The sequence below is a fragment of the Clostridium sp. MF28 genome (genome assembly GCF_002969175.1).
Taxonomy (GTDB): Bacteria; Bacillota; Clostridia; order Clostridiales; family Clostridiaceae; genus Clostridium; species Clostridium beijerinckii.
Map to the genome: position 1 here is coordinate 4,755,380 of NZ_CP014331.1, position 18,871 is coordinate 4,774,250.

Sequence of the window (18,871 nt, forward strand, 5' to 3'; positions counted from 1 at the left end):
ATTTAAGTGGTGGAAAAATACATACTACTGGGATATAATAAAAGAAAGGATATAAATGAGGGGTATTATGAAAAGAGAGTATAAAGCTTATAAGAAAGTTGGTAAAATTAAAATCTCTATAAGTGAGCTCTTAGAGCTTGATTTACCTAGAATAGTTTATGCCTCTCCAGGTGTTGTAAGCCATATAAAAAAAAGACATGGTAGGCAATTCACAAAAAAAATCAAGGATAATATAATAGATACTATAGAAAAAGTGATTAAAGATCCACAATATGTTGGTGTGAATTATAAGAGAGCAGTTGGTGACTCTCTTGAATTAGTTAAGAAGGTTGATAATATTATCTTACTTTTAGGGTTGGAAGTTGATTTAGAAGAGCAATATATATATGTCGCAACTATGTATCCAATAACATTATCAAAAATGAATGCTAGAATATATAGGGGAAGATTAATAAAAGTTGAAGATAGTGAATTAAAAGAAAATATATTATAATTAATTTTGAAATAAATTTTGTTTTTTGAGGTGAGAAAAGGCTCCTCACGCGCTAGTCTTAGTAATCAGAGATGCAGGATACGCCGACCTGCCAAAAAATAAATTATATTAGAGAGATTACTTAACAATGGTTTAATAAATAGTTGTTAAGTAATCTTTTGCTATTTAAATAGATAAAACAACTATAATCTATACTTATGGGTATAGTTCACCGAAATGAATAATATACTTTTGTTTCAGTTTCTAGGCAGCAGGTTGTATCCACTTTAGCATGCTCCAACTTTCCGAGGGAAGCTCGACTCATTACATTCGCTGAGGAAGTTCGAGAACCCAAAATAAAATTTTGGACTCTCACTTCACAAGCTAAAATGGAACAACCAATAGCGGAAACTCGACTCACATTCGTTCACTGAGTAAGCGATTCTCACCAAATCAAAGATTTGTATTCTCTGCTTAAGAACCTTTAACAGCTCATTTTCAAATGTTTTCTCCATATTATGACCCTTGTGGTTACAAATATATTTATGATTTCTAGTGAAGATATGAGCTTAAAGTTTTAGTAACTTTGTAAATATGTTCATCTAATAAGTCTAATTCTTAAATTGTTTATCTATAGATAAACCATCTAAGATCTGAAATTATACATATAGATCTGAGAAATAAGAAATATCATTTTGTTCCAGTTACGAAGAAAATTTCACCTTTAACTTGTCACTAATTTCTAGTAAATATATGAATTTGAAGATTTATCAAATTTGCAAATATAAATGTTAACAATTTGTGAACAGAATGTTGACATAGAAATTTATTATGATTATACTTAATAAAGCAAACTCCAAATTGTTTAAAAGTTAAAAGGAGGTGTACAGTTGATAAAAAGTATGACTAGCTTTGGAAGGGCTCAAAGCGAAGATGGAAGAAAGTCAAGTTTCTCTATAGAGATGAAGAGCGTAAATCATAGATATTTAGATATAAACATAAGAATGCCTAGAACGATGTTGGCTTTAGAAGAGAAGATAAGAAAGATAATTAGTAAAAGATTAAATAGAGGTAAAGTTGATGTTTTTATTAATTATAAAGCCTATGGAAATAACATTGGAAAAGCAAATCTAAATATGAAGTTAGCTGAAGAGTATTATAAATGTTTAAAACAAATCCAAAGTGAATTGAATGTTATTGATGATATATCTACAACTAAAATAGCTAAATTTCCTGATGTTATTACATTGGAAGAGTTGGATGATGATTTAGATGATATTTTTAGTGAGATATCGCCTCTGATTGAATCGGCTCTAGATTTAATGAATGATATGAGATGCAAAGAGGGCGAAAAATTAAAAGTTGATATTTTATCAAAAATTGAGATTATAGAGAATTATGTTGAAGAAATAGAAAAGGTAGCTGACAGCATTCCAAAGAATTACAAGAAGAAACTTGAAGAAAGATTGGAAGAATTATTATCTGGTGTTGATATAGATGAAAGCAGGATAGCATTAGAAGTGGCTATTCTTTCAGATAAGGCAGCAGTAGATGAAGAAATAACAAGACTCAGAAGTCATTTAAGCCAAATGAAAAGTACGTTAGATTTAGATGAACCTATTGGAAGAAAATTAGATTTCATAATTCAAGAAATGAATAGAGAAGCTAATACTATAGCATCTAAATCAACAGAAATAAATATGACTAACAAAGTAATAGAGATAAAAAATACCATTGAAAAAATAAGAGAACAAGTTCAAAACATTGAATAATTAGGAGGTAAAAAATGGGAATAAAGTTAATAAACATAGGCTTTGGGAATATAGTCTCTGCTAATAGATTAGTTGCAATTGTGAGTCCTGAATCAGCACCTATTAAAAGAATTATTCAAGAAGCAAGAGATAGAGGTATGCTAATAGATGCTACTTATGGAAGAAGAACTAGAGCTGTAATAATAACAGATAGCGATCATGTTATTTTATCAGCAGTTCAACCTGAAACAGTAGCTCATAGATTATCTACAAAAGATGATATGGCAGTTGATGAGGATGATGAATAATGATTACTAAAGGGAGAGGTCTATTAATAGTTATATCAGGACCATCTGGTGCTGGAAAAGGTACTATATGTAAAAGATTTATGGAGAAAAATAAGGATGTAATGTTGTCTGTATCAGCAACTACAAGATCTCCAAGAGTTGGAGAAGTAGAAGGTATTAATTACTTTTTTATGTCCAAAGAGCAGTTTGTAGAGAAGATAGAAAGCAATGATTTCTTAGAATATGCAGAAGTGTATGATAATTACTATGGTACACCTAAATCTAACGTTGAAGAAATGTTACAAAGTGGGAAAGATGTTATTCTAGAAATAGATATACAAGGTGCATTAAAAGTTAAAGAAAACACAAGAGAAGGAGTTTTTGTATTCATCCTTCCACCATCTATGGAAGAGTTAAAACAAAGAATCATTAACAGGGGCAGTGAAACCAACGAATCTCTAATGAAGAGATTTAAATCAGCTTATAAGGAAATTAATTTTATTTCAAAATATAATTATGCAGTAGTAAATGATAAAGTAGAGATAGCTGTAGAAAAATTAGAAGCTATAATATCTGCTGAAAAATGCAGAGTAGATAGAATAAAAGATAGTATATTAGATTCAAAGGAGGGAATTATTCATGAACAACTCTATGATTAGTCCATCAGTAGTAGACTTATTAGAAAAGATACATGACAGATATTCTTTAGTAATTTTAACATCAAAAAGGGCTAGACAAATAATAGAAGGTGCAGAACCTCAGATTTCAATAAAATCAAATAAACCTTTAACAATTGCAATAAATGAAGTAGATCAAGATGCAGTTGAATTTGAAATTTTAGAAGAAGGTCTTAAATAAGATGAAAAAGAATTTAGTGTTGGGTGTAAGTGGTGGAATTGCAGTATATAAGGCATTAGAAATAGTAAGTTTACTTGTTAAAAAAGATATTAATGTTAATGTAATTATGACAGAATCAGCTACTAAATTTGTGACCCCATTATCATTTCAATCTTTAAGTCAGAATATGGTTACATGCGATATGTTTGCAGAACCAAAAGCTTGGGAGATTCAACATATAAGTTTAGCAGAAAAAGCAGATGTGTTCTTAGTAGCACCTGCTACAGCTAATATAATAGGTAAAGTTGCAAATGGAATAGCAGATGATATGCTTTCGACTACAATAATGGCAACTAAAGCAAAAGTAATTTTTGCACCTGCAATGAATACCAATATGTATGAGAATCCTATAGTCCAAGAAAATATTAAGAAATTAAAGTCACTTGGATATGAATTTATAGACCCAGCTGAAGGAAGACTTGCTTGTGGAACAAGCGGTAAAGGTAAACTAGAAAGTCCTGAAATTATTGTTGACAAAGTTTTAATGGAATTAAATGAAAATAAAGATTTGCTAAATAAAAATGTTGTAGTAACAGCAGGTCCAACTATAGCACCTGTAGATCCTGTGAGGTTTATTACAAATAGATCAACTGGGAAAATGGGTTATGCTATAGCAAAGGAAGCAAGAAATAGAGGAGCCAATGTAACATTAATATCTGGACCAACATCAATAATAGCTCCAAAAGATATTAATGTTGTAGAGGTTTCTACAAATGAAGAAATGAAAAATGAAGTTATGAACATATTTGATGAAGCAGATATAGTAATAAAGTCAGCTGCAGTTGCAGATTATAAGCCTAAAAATTATAGCACACAAAAAATAAAAAAAGGTGATGGAGAGCTCTGCATAGAATTTATTAGAGATAATGATATTCTAATGGAGCTTGGAAGCAAAAAGAAAAATCAAATTCTAGTAGGATTTGCGGCTGAAAGCCAAGAGTTAAAAGATAATGCTATGTCAAAACTACAAAGAAAAAATTTAGATTATATTGTAGCAAACGATATAACAGCAAGTGATACTGGGTTTGCCTCAGAAGATAATAAAGTAATAATCTTGTCTAAAGAAGGTAAGGAAATTTACTTAGATAAGATGAGCAAAGAAAAAATTGCAACTAACTTATTTGATATTATACTTGAGAAGCGCTAGAATTTGCGCTTCTTTTATTAATATTGGAAATACTTATACATATGATACGCAAATGAAGGTAGATGTATAAGTATGAAATAGTTCTGATTATTAGTTTTTATGTAATAATCAGAATGTTAATTATCTAATATTGAATATTGTTAATATAAGATTAGATGTGAGGTGGTAGGTATAAATATCATGTATGCTGAAATAATTATAAATAGTGATGCTTTGGAGATTGATAAGCCATTTACATACAAAGTACCTAGCGAACTTCAGGATAAAATAGGAATAGGATTTAGAGTTAAAGTGCCTTTTGGGCCTAAAAGCAGACCAATAGAAGGCTTTGTATTTTCAATATTGCAGGAAGATGATTTAATTAATTTCAATTATAGAGTGAAAGAGATTTTAAATATATGCGATGATCATGCTATATTAACAAACTATGATATGGAAGTAATTAAATTTTTAAGAAGAAAGTATTTATGTAAATTTATTGATGCAATCCGACTTATGATTCCCGTTGGAATTATGAAGGGGTTAAGGGAAAAAAAGAAAAAAGTAGTTTTAGTAAATGAAGAAATACATGAAGATCAGCTTGATAAAGAAAATTATAAAAAATTATATGATTTCGTAGCTAGCAACAATGGGATTTATACAAAAACAGAAATTGTTAGTAATGGATGCTTTTCTTTATATTTATTAAATAAGTTAATAGAAAAAGGTATACTAAAAACAGAAGAACAAACAGTATTTAGATACAATACTCGAATATATGATACTGATAGTAATAAGAAACTTACAAGAGAACAGGAAAACTGTCTTAATACGATTTTAAACAGTCCTGATCAAAAATATCTAATAAAAGGTGTTACGGGATCGGGGAAGACAGAAGTATATATAAGACTAGTTGAAGAAATGTTAAGGCAAAATAAAAGTACAATTGTTTTAGTTCCGGAAATTTCATTAACCCCTCAGATGATTGAACGATTTAAGGGACGATTTGGAGAAAATGTTGCGCTTTTTCATAGCAGGTTAAGTGATGGTGAAAGATTTGATGAGTGGTATAGAGTAAAAGAAGGGAAAGCTAAATTAGTTATAGGAGCACGAAGTGCCTTGTTTTTGCCGCTTCAGAATCTTGGACTTATTATAATTGATGAAGAACATGAAAATACATATAAATCAGAACATAATCCTAAATATCATACTAGAGAAGTAAGTGAGTTCATATGTGAAATTAAGGACTGTAAATTAGTTATGGGGTCAGCAACTCCTAGCATTGAAAGTTACTACAAAGCTATTCGTGGTGAATATAAACTAATAGAAATGCATAAAAGAACTAATGGGAAAGAAATGCCGCATATGGAAATAGTAGATATGAGGGAAGAATTGAAGAGTAAGAATTTATCATTGTTCAGTAGGAAACTTTTGGCTGAAATAGAGGCAACTTTAAAAGATAAGAAGCAGGTAATTTTGTTTCTAAACAGAAGAGGGTATTCAACATTTATTTCGTGTAGAAGTTGTGGATATGTATTTAAATGTCCAGAATGCGATGTTTCTATGACGTACCATAAAAATGGATATTTGATATGTCATTACTGCGGAAGGGCAGAGAAATCAAAAACTGTATGTCCAAAATGTAATAGTAAATATGTGAAATTTTTTGGAGCAGGAACAGAACGCGTTGAATTAGAAGTGAAAAAATATTTCCCGAAATCAAGAGTATTAAGAATGGATGTTGATACTACACGACATAAAAATTCTCATGAATCAATTTATAATTGTTTTAAAAATGGAGAAGCAGACATCTTAATTGGAACACAAATGGTGTCAAAAGGATTAGATTTTAAAAATGTTACACTGGTTGGAGTTTTAGCGGCAGACATGTCTTTAAATTTGCCTGATTACAGAGCATCTGAAAGAACATATCAAATAATAACGCAGGTTGCAGGCAGATCTGGAAGAGGTGAAGATGAAGGCAAGGTAATAGTTCAAAGCTATACTCCAAACCATTATAGTTTAAAGTGTGCTCAAGAAGAGGATTATGAATCTCTATTTAAAGAAGAAATAAAGATTAGAAGGTTGATGGAAAATCCTCCTTTTGGTAAAATATTATTAATTGTTGGATCTTCAAAATTTGAAGAAAAATTAACAAAATTTATGTATACTTTAGAAGCTGATTTGAAAAAATTAGTAGTAGATGATCTTACTATTCTCGGACCGGTTCCTTGTATAATTTCTAAATTAAAAGAAAATTACAGATGGCAGATAATAATAAAAGGAAATTTTGATGATGAGTTTAGTGAAAAAGTTAAAGATACACTTTATCTATTAAATAAGAGTGTATATAATGAAATAAGGGTTAGTATAGATATTAATCCTAACAATATGACATAGGGGGAATACAAAATGGCATTAAGAAATATAAGAAAATATGGTGATGACGTATTAAGAAAGAAATGCAGAGAAGTTGATAAAATAGATGATAGATTATTGACATTAATTGAAGATATGAAAGAAACAATGTATGATGCTGATGGTGTTGGTCTTGCAGCTCCTCAAGTTGGGATATTAAAGAGACTATTTGTTGTAGATATTGGAGATGGGCCACTAGTATTTATTAATCCAGAAATAATAGAAACAAGTGGGTCTCAAATAGACGAAGAAGGATGCCTTAGCTTACCAGGGGAAACAGAAGAAGTTATGAGACCTAATTACGTTAGAGCTAGAGCTTTAAATGAAAAGGGAGAAGAATTCGAAATAGAAGCTGAAGAATTACTTGCGAGAGCTATTTTGCACGAATATGATCATTTAAATGGAACTCTATTTATAGATAGAGTTAAAGGTAGGGGAGCTTCAAAAAAATAAATACTGATAGGAGGATAATATAATGAATATAGTATTTATGGGTACTCCTGATTTTGCAGTTCCTTCTTTGCAAAGAATGATTAAAGAGTACAATGTTACTGCTATTTTGACTCAACCAGACAAACCAAAGGGTAGAGGAAAGAAAATGGCATACTCTGCAGTTAAAGAAGAAGGATTAAAACATGAAATCCCAATATACCAACCAATAAAGTTAAAAGACGATAGAGATTTGATAGAGAAATTAAAAGAGCTAAAACCAGATTTTATTATAGTAGTGGCATTTGGGCAGATTTTAACTAAGGAAGTATTAGATATACCGAAATATGGATGTATAAATCTTCATGCATCTTTGCTTCCGATGTATAGAGGTGCTGCACCACTAAATTGGGCAATAATAAATGGAGAGAAGAGTTCTGGAAATACCACAATGCTTATGGATGTTGGTTTAGATACAGGAGATATGATTCTTAAGGATGAAGTTGAAATTACTAATAATATGACAACTGGTGAATTACATGATATATTAATGGTTAGAGGAGCAGATTTACTTGTAAAAAGTATAGAGGGAATTTCAAAAGGCGATATAGTCCCAGAAAAGCAAGGGAATGAGACTTTTTATGCCAAGATGCTTGATAAGAATATCGCTAATATAGATTGGAATAAAAGTGCTGAAGAGATTCATAACTTAGTTAGAGGACTAAATCCATGGCCAATTGCCTATACTGATTATAAGAACGAAAGAATGAAGATATATGAAACAGAAGTTCTAAAAGAAAAAAGCAATAAAGAACCTGGTACTATTATAGATGTAAGCAAAAATGGAGTGAAAGTTTCATGCAAGGAAGATGTTCTATTAATAAAAAGAGTACAGTTTCCTAATGGTAAGCCTTTGACAATAGATCAATATATTAATGGACATGAAATAGAGGAAAATATAATCTTACAATAATGGAGTTGATGTATAATGCATTTTTATCCGTTTTTTGATCCAACAATGATATTATTAGTTCCAGCTATAATAATTTCATTTTGGGCTCAATCCAAAATTAATAGCGCTTATAGCGAGTATAGCCAAATAAGAACAATAAATGGATATACTGGTCAACAAGTTGCAAGAATGATGTTAGATGAAGCTGGGCTTTTTGATGTTAGAATAGAATTGATAAATTCAAAGCTTGGAGATCATTACGATCCTGCAAGTAAAATCCTTAGATTATCTCCGGAGGTATATTCAGGTGCATCTATTTCTTCAGCAGGCATAGCTGCCCACGAGGTCGGGCACGCATTGCAGCATAAAGAAAGGTATGCTCCACTAGTAATAAGAAATTCCATTGTGCCAATTGTAAATATTGGCTCAAATGTATCATGGATGCTATTCTTTGTTGGTATATTATTAGGTTTTAAGGGATTAACTACACTTGGAATAATTTTATTTTCAGGGGTTGTAATTTTTCAGCTAATAACATTACCGGTAGAGTTTGATGCATCAACAAGGGCTTTGAATATATTAAAGTCAAGAGGAATACTATATGGTGACGAAACTAAAAGTGCACAAAAGGTTTTAGACGCAGCAGCAATGACATATGTAGCTGCGACATTAATGGCAGTATCACAATTAATAAGATTAATTGCTATAAGCAATAGAAGAAATGATTAGTAAAGAGGTAGCGTATGAATTGTAGAAAATTAGCAGTAAAGATATTAGGAAGAGTCTTAAATGAAGGGGCTTACTCTAATATTGTATTAGCAAAAGAGTTAAATGAAGCAGAATTAAGTGATAAAGATAAAGCACTATTAACTGAAATTGTTTATGGAGTTTTAAGAAGGAAAAAAACATTAGATATTATAATTTCGAACTTTGTAAAAGATCTTAAGTTAATGAACAAAGATATCTTAAATATTTTAAGAGTAGCAATATACCAAATGAACTTTTTGGATAAAATACCTAGCTATGCTGCTTGTAATGAAGCGGTAGAGGAAGCAAAAGAAATATCAGAAAATGATTCAAAGTTAGTAAATGGAATACTTAGAAATTTCACTAAAAATCCTGATGATATTGAAGTTGTAGGAAATAAAATTGACGAATATGCATATAAGTTTTCATTTGAACCTTGGATGATAAGACTTTTAATAAAGCAATATGGTGAAAATGTATCAAAGAAAATAATGTCTGGATTAAATTCAATTCCACAAGTAAGTGTTAGAGTAAATGAACTTAAAGCTGATTATGATGAAGTATTTGAAAAATTAGAAGAACTTGAATATGAAGTTGAAGAAGGTGTTATTTGCCCAGAAGCAATTTGCATAAAAGGTGGTAAATCTATAGAAAATAATCCGTTATTCCAAGAAGGAAAAATCACAGTTCAAGATGAAAGTGCAATGATTATAGCACCATTATTAGAATTGGAAGAAGGAATGACAGTTACAGATTTGTGTAGTGCACCTGGTGGTAAAACTACTCATATTGCTGAAATACTTCAAAACACTGGAAAAGTATTAGCGTATGATCTTCATGAATCTAAACTTGGATTAATAAAAGAAAATTGTGAGAGATTGGGTATAACTAACGTTGAAGTTAATACAAGTGATGCAACTAAATTAAACCCAGATTTAATAGCATCTAGTGATAGAATCTTAATAGATGTTCCTTGTTCAGGGCTTGGAATAATAAGAAAAAAACCAGAAATAAAGTGGAACAAGACAAGAAATGAGTTAAGAGAAATTATAAAAGTTCAAAGAGATATAATGGAATGTGCATGGATGTATTTAAAAGAGGATGGAATAATGATATATTCAACTTGTACATTAAATAAAGAAGAAAATGAAGAAAATATTGAGTGGTTTGTTAGCAGACATAAAGACTGTAGCGTGAAAAAGATCTTTATTGGTAAACAAGATAACTTAGTATACAATAGAGATGGCTCTCTAACTATTATGCCAAATGAAAATATGGATGGATTCTTTGTGACTAAATTAGAAAAAAGACAATAGTAGGTGAATAAATGAACAATTTGCTAGATTTTACTTTAGAAGAACTTAAAGCATGGATGAAGGAAAATGGTGAAAGTGCATTTAGAGGTCAACAAATATTATCATGGATTTATAAAGGTGTTAAAGAATTCGATAATATGAAGAATATACCAAAGCCATTAGTACAAAAACTAAAAGAAAATTTTTTTGTAGGTCTGCCAAAGATAATAGAAGTATATAAATCTAATATAGATGGTACAGAAAAGTTCTTGTTAGGATTTAAGGATGGAAACTTAATAGAATCTGTACTAATGAGATATAAGCATGGAAATTCCATATGCATATCCACTCAAGTTGGATGTGCAATGGGATGCAAATTTTGTGCATCCACAATTGAAGGTAAAGTTAGAAATCTTACAACTGGAGAAATTTTATCGCAAATTATGGTTGTTCAAGATTATATCAATGAAAGGATTTCCAACGTAGTATTAATGGGAAGTGGCGAACCACTTGATAATTATAATAATGTTATAAAGTTTCTAGAAATAGTTTCTGCTGAATATGCATTAAATATTGGGCAGAGACATATAACATTATCTACTTGTGGAATTGTACCTAAGATATACGAATTAGCAGATAAGGAACTTAGCATAACTCTAGCTTTATCACTACATGCATTTAGTAATGATAAGAGAAAAGAAATTATGCCTATAGCTAATAGGTATAGCATTGAGGAAATATTAGAGGCTTGCAGATATTATATAAATAAAACTAATAGAAGAATTACGTTTGAGTATGCGCTAGTGAAAGATGTGAATGATGGCAGAGAAGATGCAAAGGCATTAGGCAAATTGTTAAAAGGTATGCTTTGTCATGTTAATTTGATTCCAGTAAATGAAATAAAAGAAAATACATATAAGAGATCTTCAAAAAAGGCAATAGAAGATTTTTCAGAAATACTAAAAAATCATGGAATAGAAGTTACTACAAGACGTGAAATGGGAAGTGACATTAATGCAGCATGTGGACAACTTAGAAGAAGTTACATAAATACCCAAGAAATAGAGGGGGAGCAAAATGGTAGGTTTAGTTAGTGATGTTGGGTTAAGGCGAACATTAAATGAAGACTCTGCTTCGTATTTAGAAAGAGACGAATTCAAAATTTATGTAGTGGCAGACGGAATGGGTGGACATAATGCAGGAGAAGTCGCTAGTCAGATGGCTGCAACAAATATTGTTGACTATGTAAGAGAAAATTTTTCTTCGAGTAGAGCAGAAAATTTGCTTGTAGAAGCCATAGAAAAAGTAAATAAAGATATATTTACTTTTTCTAACACTAGCGAAAATTTAAGTGGAATGGGAACTACTGTTACAACTTGTTTTATGACTAAAAATTTTATACAGGTTGCGAATGTAGGTGATAGCTGTTGTTTTGCAGTTAAAAATAATGAAATTAAGAAGATTACTAAAGATCATTCTTTAGTACAAGAACTAGTTGATATTGGGAGTATAAGTGAAAAAGAGGCGGAAAATCATCCTAAGAAAAATATTATTACAAGAGCATTAGGAACTAGCATTAATGTGAATGTAGATATATTTCAGTTAGAGAACAGAGAATATGATCTTTATATATTGTGTTCAGATGGATTGACAAATGAATTAACTAAAGAAGAGATTCTACAAGTCGTCACTGAAGGAGAAAGTTATGTAAACATTGCTAATAAACTTGTATACTTGGCAAAGCAAAACGGTGGCAGAGATAATATAACAGTATTGTTGTTTGGAGGAGAGATGTAGCATGGATGGAATTGTACTTGGAAACAGATACGAGTTGTTAGAAAAAATAGGGGAAGGCGGAATGTCAGAAGTATTTAAGGCAAGAGACAATAAATTAAATAGGTTTGTTGCAGTTAAAATACTTAAGAAAGAACTTTGCGACAACCCTGATATTGTAGAAAAATTTAAAGGTGAAGCAACAGCTGTTGCAGCCTTATCTGACAATAATATAGTAAATATACTAGATGTAGGAACACAGGATGAAATAAATTATATTGTAATGGAATATGTTAAAGGAAAAACATTAAAAGATATTATAAAACAAGTTGGAAAGATGAATTATGAAACAGCTATATCAGTTGCAATTCAAATAGCCAAAGCTTTAGATTGTGCTCATAGAAACAATATAATACATAGAGATGTTAAGCCACAAAATATTTTAGTAACAGAAGATGGAGTTATGAAAGTAACTGATTTTGGAATAGCAAAATCATCAAATTCTGAAACTATTACAAATACTAGTACAATAATGGGATCTGCTCATTATCTTTCTCCAGAACAAGCAAAAGGAAATTTTATTGATTGTAGAACGGATTTATATTCATTAGGAGTTGTATTATATGAGATGGTTACTGGAAATCTCCCATTCCAAGCAGATACTGCTGTAACTATAGCTTTAAAACATCTTCAAGAAGAAGTTGTTCCGCCAAAAAGTGTTAATTCAAAGATTCCTGAGAGTTTAAATCAATTAATTTTAAAGTCAATGGAAAAGGATCCTATTAAGAGATATCAGAATGCTAAAGAAATGATCTCAGATCTCCAAAGAATAAAGGATGATCCTAATGCAAAGATAGATAAAGAAGACGACAATGATCATACTATAATAATGTCTGCTGTGACCGAACAGATAGCAAAGCAAGAGGAAAAGTTGCCTAATAAAAAAGATGATGACTATGATGATGAAGACGATGATGATTATTACTACGAAGACGATGAAGATGAAAAAGGCAGTGGAATAAACAAGAAGAGAATAATGAAAATAACAATAGGTGTAGTTTTAGCATTATTGTTAATAGTTTTAGGTGTTGCAGCTTTTAAAATGGTTAGTTCTGCTAGTGCTAACAGCAAAGAAGTTGAGGTTCCTAATATAGTAGGAAAGAATGTTGATGATGGAAAGAAAGCACTTGAAGCTATAAATTTAGTTTTAGTGGAAGGTGGAACTGAAGCAAGCGATCAGCCAGAAGGAACTATTCTTAAGATGAATCCGGATGCTGGAACTAAGGTTAAAGAAAAAAGTCAGATTAGGGTTATTGTAAGTGGAGGAGCAACAAAACTTAAAATGCCTGATTTGAAGGAGTATGATATAGATACTGCAACTACTATTTTAAAATCCTTTGGACTTAAGATTAGTGATAAAAGCGAAGCTTTTAGCGATAGTGTACCAGAGGGACAAATAATAAGTCAAACTCCGAAAAAAGATACTGAAGTAACAGCAGATGATAAGATAACAGTTGTTGTAAGTAAAGGACCGGAAGTTAAGACTACAAAAGTACCTAGCGTAGTTGGTAAAGACCAAGATACAGCTACAGGCGAATTACAAGATGCTGGTTTAAAAGTATCTGTAAATTCCCAAGAAACACAAGATGAGAGTCAAAACGGTAAAGTTTTAAAACAAACAGGAGAAGGAAATAGAGTGGAGCAGGGAACTACAATTGTTATAACAGTTGGTAAATATGTTGCGAAACAAGATCCACCTGTAACTAATAATCCTACTCAAGGAAATACTAAGCAGGGTGGAAATGGAAGTACTCCTGATAAAAATACTGGAGGAACAGGTGGTACTACTACTGATACACCAGGAAAGACTCCTAATACTCCAGGCACAACTAATCCTACAGGCCCATGGGATGATACAAATAACAGTCAAAACAACACTCAACCTAAAACATCAAATCAAAACCATCAATAGTAAGTAAGGAGAGGTTCATAAAAACCTCTCCTTCTATGATATATATATTGCAATTCACAATGCATATTTCACAATTACGGCTAAAATTCTTACAATATTTTTAGAATTATGATGAAGGATTATTTTTTGCAATATATATTTATAGTTAGATCTACATTAAATCTCTAAAAGAAAATATACTATGATAGAAAATACTAATTTAGAAATTTAATATATTTTGCAATTAAGTTGCTAAGTTCTAGTTGTATTTAGGCACTTGGCTTATTAAAATCTTAAACTTAAATTTATCTAATTTATCATTGCAGCATATATTAACATTCTATAAAAGAATATATAAATTTATTTTATAAGTTATGGAGGGAAATTATGAATGGAAAAATAATAAAGGGCATAGGAGGCTTTTATTATATTAAGACAGATCAAGGCTTAATAGAATGCAAAGCCAGGGGGAAATTTAGACATAAAGACATAAAGCCTATGGTAGGGGATGATGTTACAATTAAGATGGAACATGGAAAAGGCGTTATTGAAGAGATACATGATAGGAAATCTGAATTGGTTAGGCCCACTGTAGCAAATGTTTCTTTAGCATTTGTTGTTTTTGCAGTTAAGAATCCAGACATAAATTTTGATTTATTAAATAAGTTTTTAATTCTATGTGAATATAATAACATTGAGGTTATAGTTTGCTTAAATAAGATAGATTTAGTATCGGAAGAAGAAAGAGAAGAAATAAAGAAGAGAATAAATGTCATAGGTTATGAGGTTCTCTTTATAAATGCTAAAAAAGGAATAGGGATAGAGCGGTTAGAAGAAAAGATTAGAGGAAATATAACAGTTTTTTGTGGACCATCGGGAGCAGGAAAGTCAACATTAATAAATAAGCTTTCAAACAAAGAACATATGGAAACAGGTAATGTAAGCGTGAAGCTTGGGAGAGGTAAGCATACTACAAGGCATAGTGAGTTAATTGAGGTGGCAGATGGATATATTGTTGATACACCTGGATTTTCTACACTAGAAATAAAGGATTTAATGGATAAAAATTCTTTAAAATATTGTTTTCCTGAATTTACACAGTATAATGATAAGTGTAAATATAGAGGTTGTTTACATTATAAAGAACCAAATTGTGCTCTAAAAGAGGCTGTAGAAAGCGAAAAGATTAATAGATACAGATACGAATTTTATGTAAGAGCATTAGAAGAAATAATTGAGGAGGAAAAAAATAAATGGTAAAGATTGCACCATCAATATTATCAGCGGATTTTTCAAAATTGGGAGAGGACATAGAAAGAATAGATAAAGGAGGAGCGGATTTTATTCATATAGATGTAATGGATGGATCTTTTGTTCCTAATATATCTTTTGGTTTGCCAGTTATAAAATCTATTAGAAATAGAACAAAGAAGGTATTTGACGTTCATTTAATGATAAATAATCCATCAAATTACATAGATGCTTTTATAGAGGCTGGGGCTGATATAATTACAATTCATCATGAGGCGGATAAACATATAGATAGAACAATTAATTATATTAAGTCAAAAGGAAAAAAAGCAGCGATTTCTTTAAATCCAGGAACTCCAACAAGTGTATTGAAAGATTTAATACCAAGTTTGGATATGGTGTTGATAATGTCTGTTAATCCAGGATTTGGAGGACAAAAATTCATACCTTATTCTCTAGATAAGATTAGAGAGATAAAAGAACTTAGTGATAGATTGAACCCAGGGCTTTTAATAGAAGTTGATGGTGGTATTGATAAGACAAATGTTAAAGAGGTTATAGAAGCAGGTGCAAATGTCATTGTTGCTGGTTCAGCAGTGTTTAATGGTGGGGAAATTGATGAGAATATAAAAGCTCTAAGGGGGTAATAATTTGAATGTTGCAATTGTAAGTGGAGGAAACCCACCTTCAGAGAAGTTACTAAAGAAATATATTAGTGAAGTTGAATTTATAATAGCAGCTGATAAGGGAAGTGAATGCCTTTATAATTATAATATTATTCCAGACTTGCTTTTAGGTGATTTTGACTCTGCCAAAAAGGAAATTTTAGATAATATGAAGTTAAAGGTTAAGGAAGTCTTGGAATTTCAACCAGAGAAAGATTATACTGACACTGAAATTGCAGTTATGGAAGCGATAAAAAGAGGTGCAGAAAAGATATATCTATTCGGGGCAACTGGAACTAGAATGGATCATACACTAGGAAATATAGGACTTATGCTAACTACGAAAAAAAAAGGTGCTAATTTAGAAATATTAGACGATAATAATAGACTTTACCTTGGAGAAAATAAAATGAGGTTATACGGCAAATATGGTGAAAATATATCATTTCATGCATTAAGCGATAAAGTAAGCAAACTTCAAATTAGTGGTGGAAAATACAATCTACCAAGTTATGATTTGGGTTTATTAGATCCACGAGCTATATGTAATGAATTTATTGATACACCAATAGATATAACTTATGAAAAAGGAGAGTTATTAGTTATTCATTCCATAGACTAAATATTCATGAACTTATTTAATTATTTTTTATATTTAAAAGTGGAACATTTTGAGTAGTAACTGAATATTAATATAATAAGACGGATTAAATTTTCATTTTAATTTTTAATATATTAATATTTGGGAGGACTTGTAAATGAAAATAATAGCTTTTAAACTACCTAAGTTTCTATCTAATATAATAAAGTTTTTTAGAAAAAAAGGCTAGAAGTACATAATGTATAATTTAGTTTTAAGCTTTCTAAATAGCTTTAGGCGTAATCAAAAAAAATAACAAGTCCATCTGCCAAGAAAAGTTCCTTGTTGCAGCATAGCTGCTCTTTTCATCATGCTTCATCAACAGATTGAACTAATAGGCTCGCTATGAGCCCGATCTGCTTCTTCGCCTGATGAAAAATAACCATGGCATTTTAGACTCGTTATTTTCTTTCATATGCCTTAAAAATAAAAAATGCAATTGGGATAACAATTGCATTCTTTATTATGAACTATATTGCTCTTTGAACCTTTCCAGATCTAAGGCATCTTGTACATACATGAACAGTTTTTGGTGTTCCGTTAACTAAAGCTTTTACTTTCTTTATGTTAGGAGCCCAAGTTCTCTTTGATTGACGATGTGAATGGCTATAGCTTACTCCAGCTACAACACCCTTATCACAAATTTCGCATCTTCTTGCCATTAGAAAACACCTCCTTATATTCCAAAGATAATCATCTTCAATAGGACAGTGTAAATTATATCATAGGAAAATGTAATAGGCAAGATAAATTATTAATTATAAATTAAAAATTATGTATTGGCAGTTAATATGCGGCTTTACAGCGAAAATGAAACTTATGTGAATACCTGCCGAAATTTGATATGCATTATGTTGTAATTCACAATTCACAATTACGGCCAAAATTCTTGAAATATTTTTAGAATTATGATGAAGAATTATTTTTGCAATATATATATTTATTTCATAGGTAAATTATTCTCTTGATTATGTTTTAAAAACTTTTTAGAAGGAAAGACTTTGTAGAGATAGATTTTTAAAGAAGAGAAGGAAATGATGTGGTTGTACTTTATGTTTTCTAAGTGGAGTATAATCTTGAGTGGACTTAATACTTTTTTCTGGGGAAAAGATCTTGATTGCAGTTGGTTAGTATTGAATTGTGATCTACACTCTTTTCGTATGTATGTTTTTTATAAATTTATGATCTAGGTTGCAGTTTATGCTTTTTCATAGGGGGAAATGATTTGGTTGTACTTTATTTTTTCTAAAGGGAGAATTATCTTAATTGGACTCGATTCTTTTTTCTAGGAAGTAAGCTTGATTGTAGTTAATAAGTTCCGAATTATGCTTTTAACTCTTTCCATATATGCATGCTTTTTTATAAATTTGTGATCTTGATTTTAATTTTAGCTTTTTTAGGAAAGGATCTTAATTTCAGTTTGTGTTTTTTTTAAGGAAAAATGATTATGGTTACACTTAATAAGTTCGAATTGTGCTTTACACTTTTTTCTATGTGAGTGCTTTTTTCTTATTTTATGGTCTTGGTTGCGCTGCGGTTTTAAGAGAAAAATACTGTATGTTTTCTAAAGGGAGAATTATCTTAATTAGATTCGATTCTTTTCTCTAGGGAAAGGACTTGATTATGCATAATAAGTTTCTAACTGTGCTTTGAAATTTTTCATATATACGTGCTTTTTAGATGGAAGGATCTTAATTTCAGTTTGTGATTTTTTAAGGAAAAATGATCTTAATTGCGCTACGCGCTTTTTTCAAATGTGTATATTTTTTGAATACTTGAATAAAATATTGTTCTAATATAGAATAGAAAATAAGATGTAAATATAGAATAGAAAATAAGATATAAGAATTTAGGAGGAATATGGATGGTTGGATTTTCAAACGAAAATGGTAATATAAATTATTCAGAGGAAGTTATAGCAAAAATTGTTGGATTATCCACAATGGAATGTTATGGAGTAGTTGGAATGGTTTCTAGAAATGCCAGTGAAGGCTTTTGGGAACTTATTGGTATAGAAAATTTTAGTAAAGGTGTAAAGATACAGCTAACAAGCGAGAAGAAATTACAAATAGAATTATTTGTAATGGTTGAATACGGAACAAAGATATCGGTTATATCTAATAATATAATTCAAAAAGTACGCTATAGTGTTGAAAACTATACAGGACTTAAGGTGTCGTCCATAACAGTAAATGTGCAAGCGGTTAGAGTTTAGGA

19 protein-coding genes are annotated in these 18,871 nt (G+C 30.5%); 18 read left to right on the top strand and 1 reads right to left on the bottom strand.

The features are described from left to right. The first annotated feature begins 67 nt into the window (after positions 1 to 67). The 17 genes from AXY43_RS20875 (at position 68) to AXY43_RS20955 (ending at position 16,636) form a co-directional block, all read left to right on the top strand. Positions 68 to 493 (top strand): hypothetical protein, encoded by a 426-nt coding sequence (locus tag AXY43_RS20875; protein ID WP_039772297.1) that lies wholly within the window; start codon positions 68 to 70, stop codon positions 491 to 493. Between the two features lie 869 nt (positions 494 to 1,362). Next, entirely contained in the window at positions 1,363 to 2,244 is an 882-nt protein-coding gene (locus AXY43_RS20880) for a YicC/YloC family endoribonuclease (RefSeq protein ID WP_017210774.1), read from the top strand. 14 nt (positions 2,245 to 2,258) lie between these two features. Then, positions 2,259 to 2,531 (top strand): extracellular matrix/biofilm regulator RemA, encoded by a 273-nt coding sequence (gene remA, locus AXY43_RS20885; protein WP_011968480.1) that lies wholly within the window; start codon positions 2,259 to 2,261, stop codon positions 2,529 to 2,531. Further along, entirely contained in the window at positions 2,531 to 3,169 is a 639-nt protein-coding gene (gmk, locus tag AXY43_RS20890; RefSeq protein ID WP_017210773.1) for a guanylate kinase, read from the top strand. The genes remA and gmk overlap by 1 nt, the downstream gene beginning before the upstream one ends. Continuing rightward, the gene (gene rpoZ, locus AXY43_RS20895; protein ID WP_011968482.1) at positions 3,150 to 3,368 is read left to right on the top strand and encodes a DNA-directed RNA polymerase subunit omega; all 219 of its coding nucleotides are present in this window, start codon (positions 3,150 to 3,152) and stop codon (positions 3,366 to 3,368) included. The genes gmk and rpoZ overlap by 20 nt, the downstream gene beginning before the upstream one ends. A 1-nt stretch (position 3,369) precedes the next feature. Next, positions 3,370 to 4,554 carry a bifunctional phosphopantothenoylcysteine decarboxylase/phosphopantothenate--cysteine ligase CoaBC gene (gene coaBC / locus AXY43_RS20900; protein ID WP_077840594.1) on the top strand — a complete coding sequence of 395 codons (1,185 nt, stop codon included), beginning with the start codon at positions 3,370 to 3,372 and terminating at the stop codon, positions 4,552 to 4,554. Between the two features lie 180 nt (positions 4,555 to 4,734). After that, positions 4,735 to 6,933 (top strand): primosomal protein N', encoded by a 2,199-nt coding sequence (gene priA / locus AXY43_RS20905; protein ID WP_039772292.1) that lies wholly within the window; start codon positions 4,735 to 4,737, stop codon positions 6,931 to 6,933. Between the two features lie 12 nt (positions 6,934 to 6,945). Continuing rightward, the gene (def, locus tag AXY43_RS20910) at positions 6,946 to 7,404 is read left to right on the top strand and encodes a peptide deformylase (RefSeq protein ID WP_011968485.1); all 459 of its coding nucleotides are present in this window, start codon (positions 6,946 to 6,948) and stop codon (positions 7,402 to 7,404) included. 22 nt (positions 7,405 to 7,426) lie between these two features. Continuing rightward, positions 7,427 to 8,353 (top strand): methionyl-tRNA formyltransferase, encoded by a 927-nt coding sequence (gene fmt, locus AXY43_RS20915; protein WP_039772290.1) that lies wholly within the window; start codon positions 7,427 to 7,429, stop codon positions 8,351 to 8,353. Positions 8,354 to 8,368: 15 nt separating this feature from the next. Further along, positions 8,369 to 9,061, top strand: coding sequence for a zinc metallopeptidase (locus AXY43_RS20920; protein ID WP_105412106.1), 693 nt, complete (start codon positions 8,369 to 8,371; stop codon positions 9,059 to 9,061). A 14-nt stretch (positions 9,062 to 9,075) separates the two neighbouring features. Then, positions 9,076 to 10,395, top strand: coding sequence for a 16S rRNA (cytosine(967)-C(5))-methyltransferase RsmB (gene rsmB, locus AXY43_RS20925; protein ID WP_017210768.1), 1,320 nt, complete (start codon positions 9,076 to 9,078; stop codon positions 10,393 to 10,395). 11 nt (positions 10,396 to 10,406) lie between these two features. Beyond that, entirely contained in the window at positions 10,407 to 11,468 is a 1,062-nt protein-coding gene (gene rlmN / locus AXY43_RS20930) for a 23S rRNA (adenine(2503)-C(2))-methyltransferase RlmN (protein ID WP_011968489.1), read from the top strand. Beyond that, positions 11,452 to 12,171, top strand: a complete 720-nt coding sequence (locus AXY43_RS20935; RefSeq protein WP_011968490.1) for a Stp1/IreP family PP2C-type Ser/Thr phosphatase — start codon at positions 11,452 to 11,454, stop codon at positions 12,169 to 12,171. The genes rlmN and AXY43_RS20935 overlap by 17 nt, the downstream gene beginning before the upstream one ends. A 1-nt stretch (position 12,172) precedes the next feature. Further along, positions 12,173 to 14,119, top strand: a complete 1,947-nt coding sequence (pknB, locus tag AXY43_RS20940) for a Stk1 family PASTA domain-containing Ser/Thr kinase (protein ID WP_105412107.1) — start codon at positions 12,173 to 12,175, stop codon at positions 14,117 to 14,119. A gap of 366 nt (positions 14,120 to 14,485) precedes the next feature. Then, the gene (rsgA, locus tag AXY43_RS20945; protein WP_105412108.1) at positions 14,486 to 15,358 is read left to right on the top strand and encodes a ribosome small subunit-dependent GTPase A; all 873 of its coding nucleotides are present in this window, start codon (positions 14,486 to 14,488) and stop codon (positions 15,356 to 15,358) included. Beyond that, a complete protein-coding gene (rpe, locus tag AXY43_RS20950) occupies positions 15,352 to 15,996 on the top strand; it encodes a ribulose-phosphate 3-epimerase (protein ID WP_011968493.1) in 645 nt (214 codons plus the stop codon). Before rsgA ends, rpe begins: the two co-directional genes overlap by 7 nt. A gap of 4 nt (positions 15,997 to 16,000) precedes the next feature. Then, positions 16,001 to 16,636, top strand: coding sequence for a thiamine diphosphokinase (locus AXY43_RS20955; RefSeq protein WP_039772285.1), 636 nt, complete (start codon positions 16,001 to 16,003; stop codon positions 16,634 to 16,636). Positions 16,637 to 17,124: 488 nt separating this feature from the next. Here AXY43_RS20955 and rpmB read toward each other — a convergent pair whose 3' ends face one another. Then, positions 17,125 to 17,316, bottom strand: a complete 192-nt coding sequence (gene rpmB, locus AXY43_RS20960) for a 50S ribosomal protein L28 (protein WP_008424849.1) — start codon at positions 17,314 to 17,316, stop codon at positions 17,125 to 17,127. A gap of 1,202 nt (positions 17,317 to 18,518) precedes the next feature. On the opposite strand from rpmB, the gene AXY43_RS20965 reads away from it, so the two are divergent. Next, positions 18,519 to 18,869, top strand: coding sequence for an Asp23/Gls24 family envelope stress response protein (locus AXY43_RS20965; protein WP_017210764.1), 351 nt, complete (start codon positions 18,519 to 18,521; stop codon positions 18,867 to 18,869). Positions 18,870 to 18,871 lie beyond the last annotated feature (2 nt).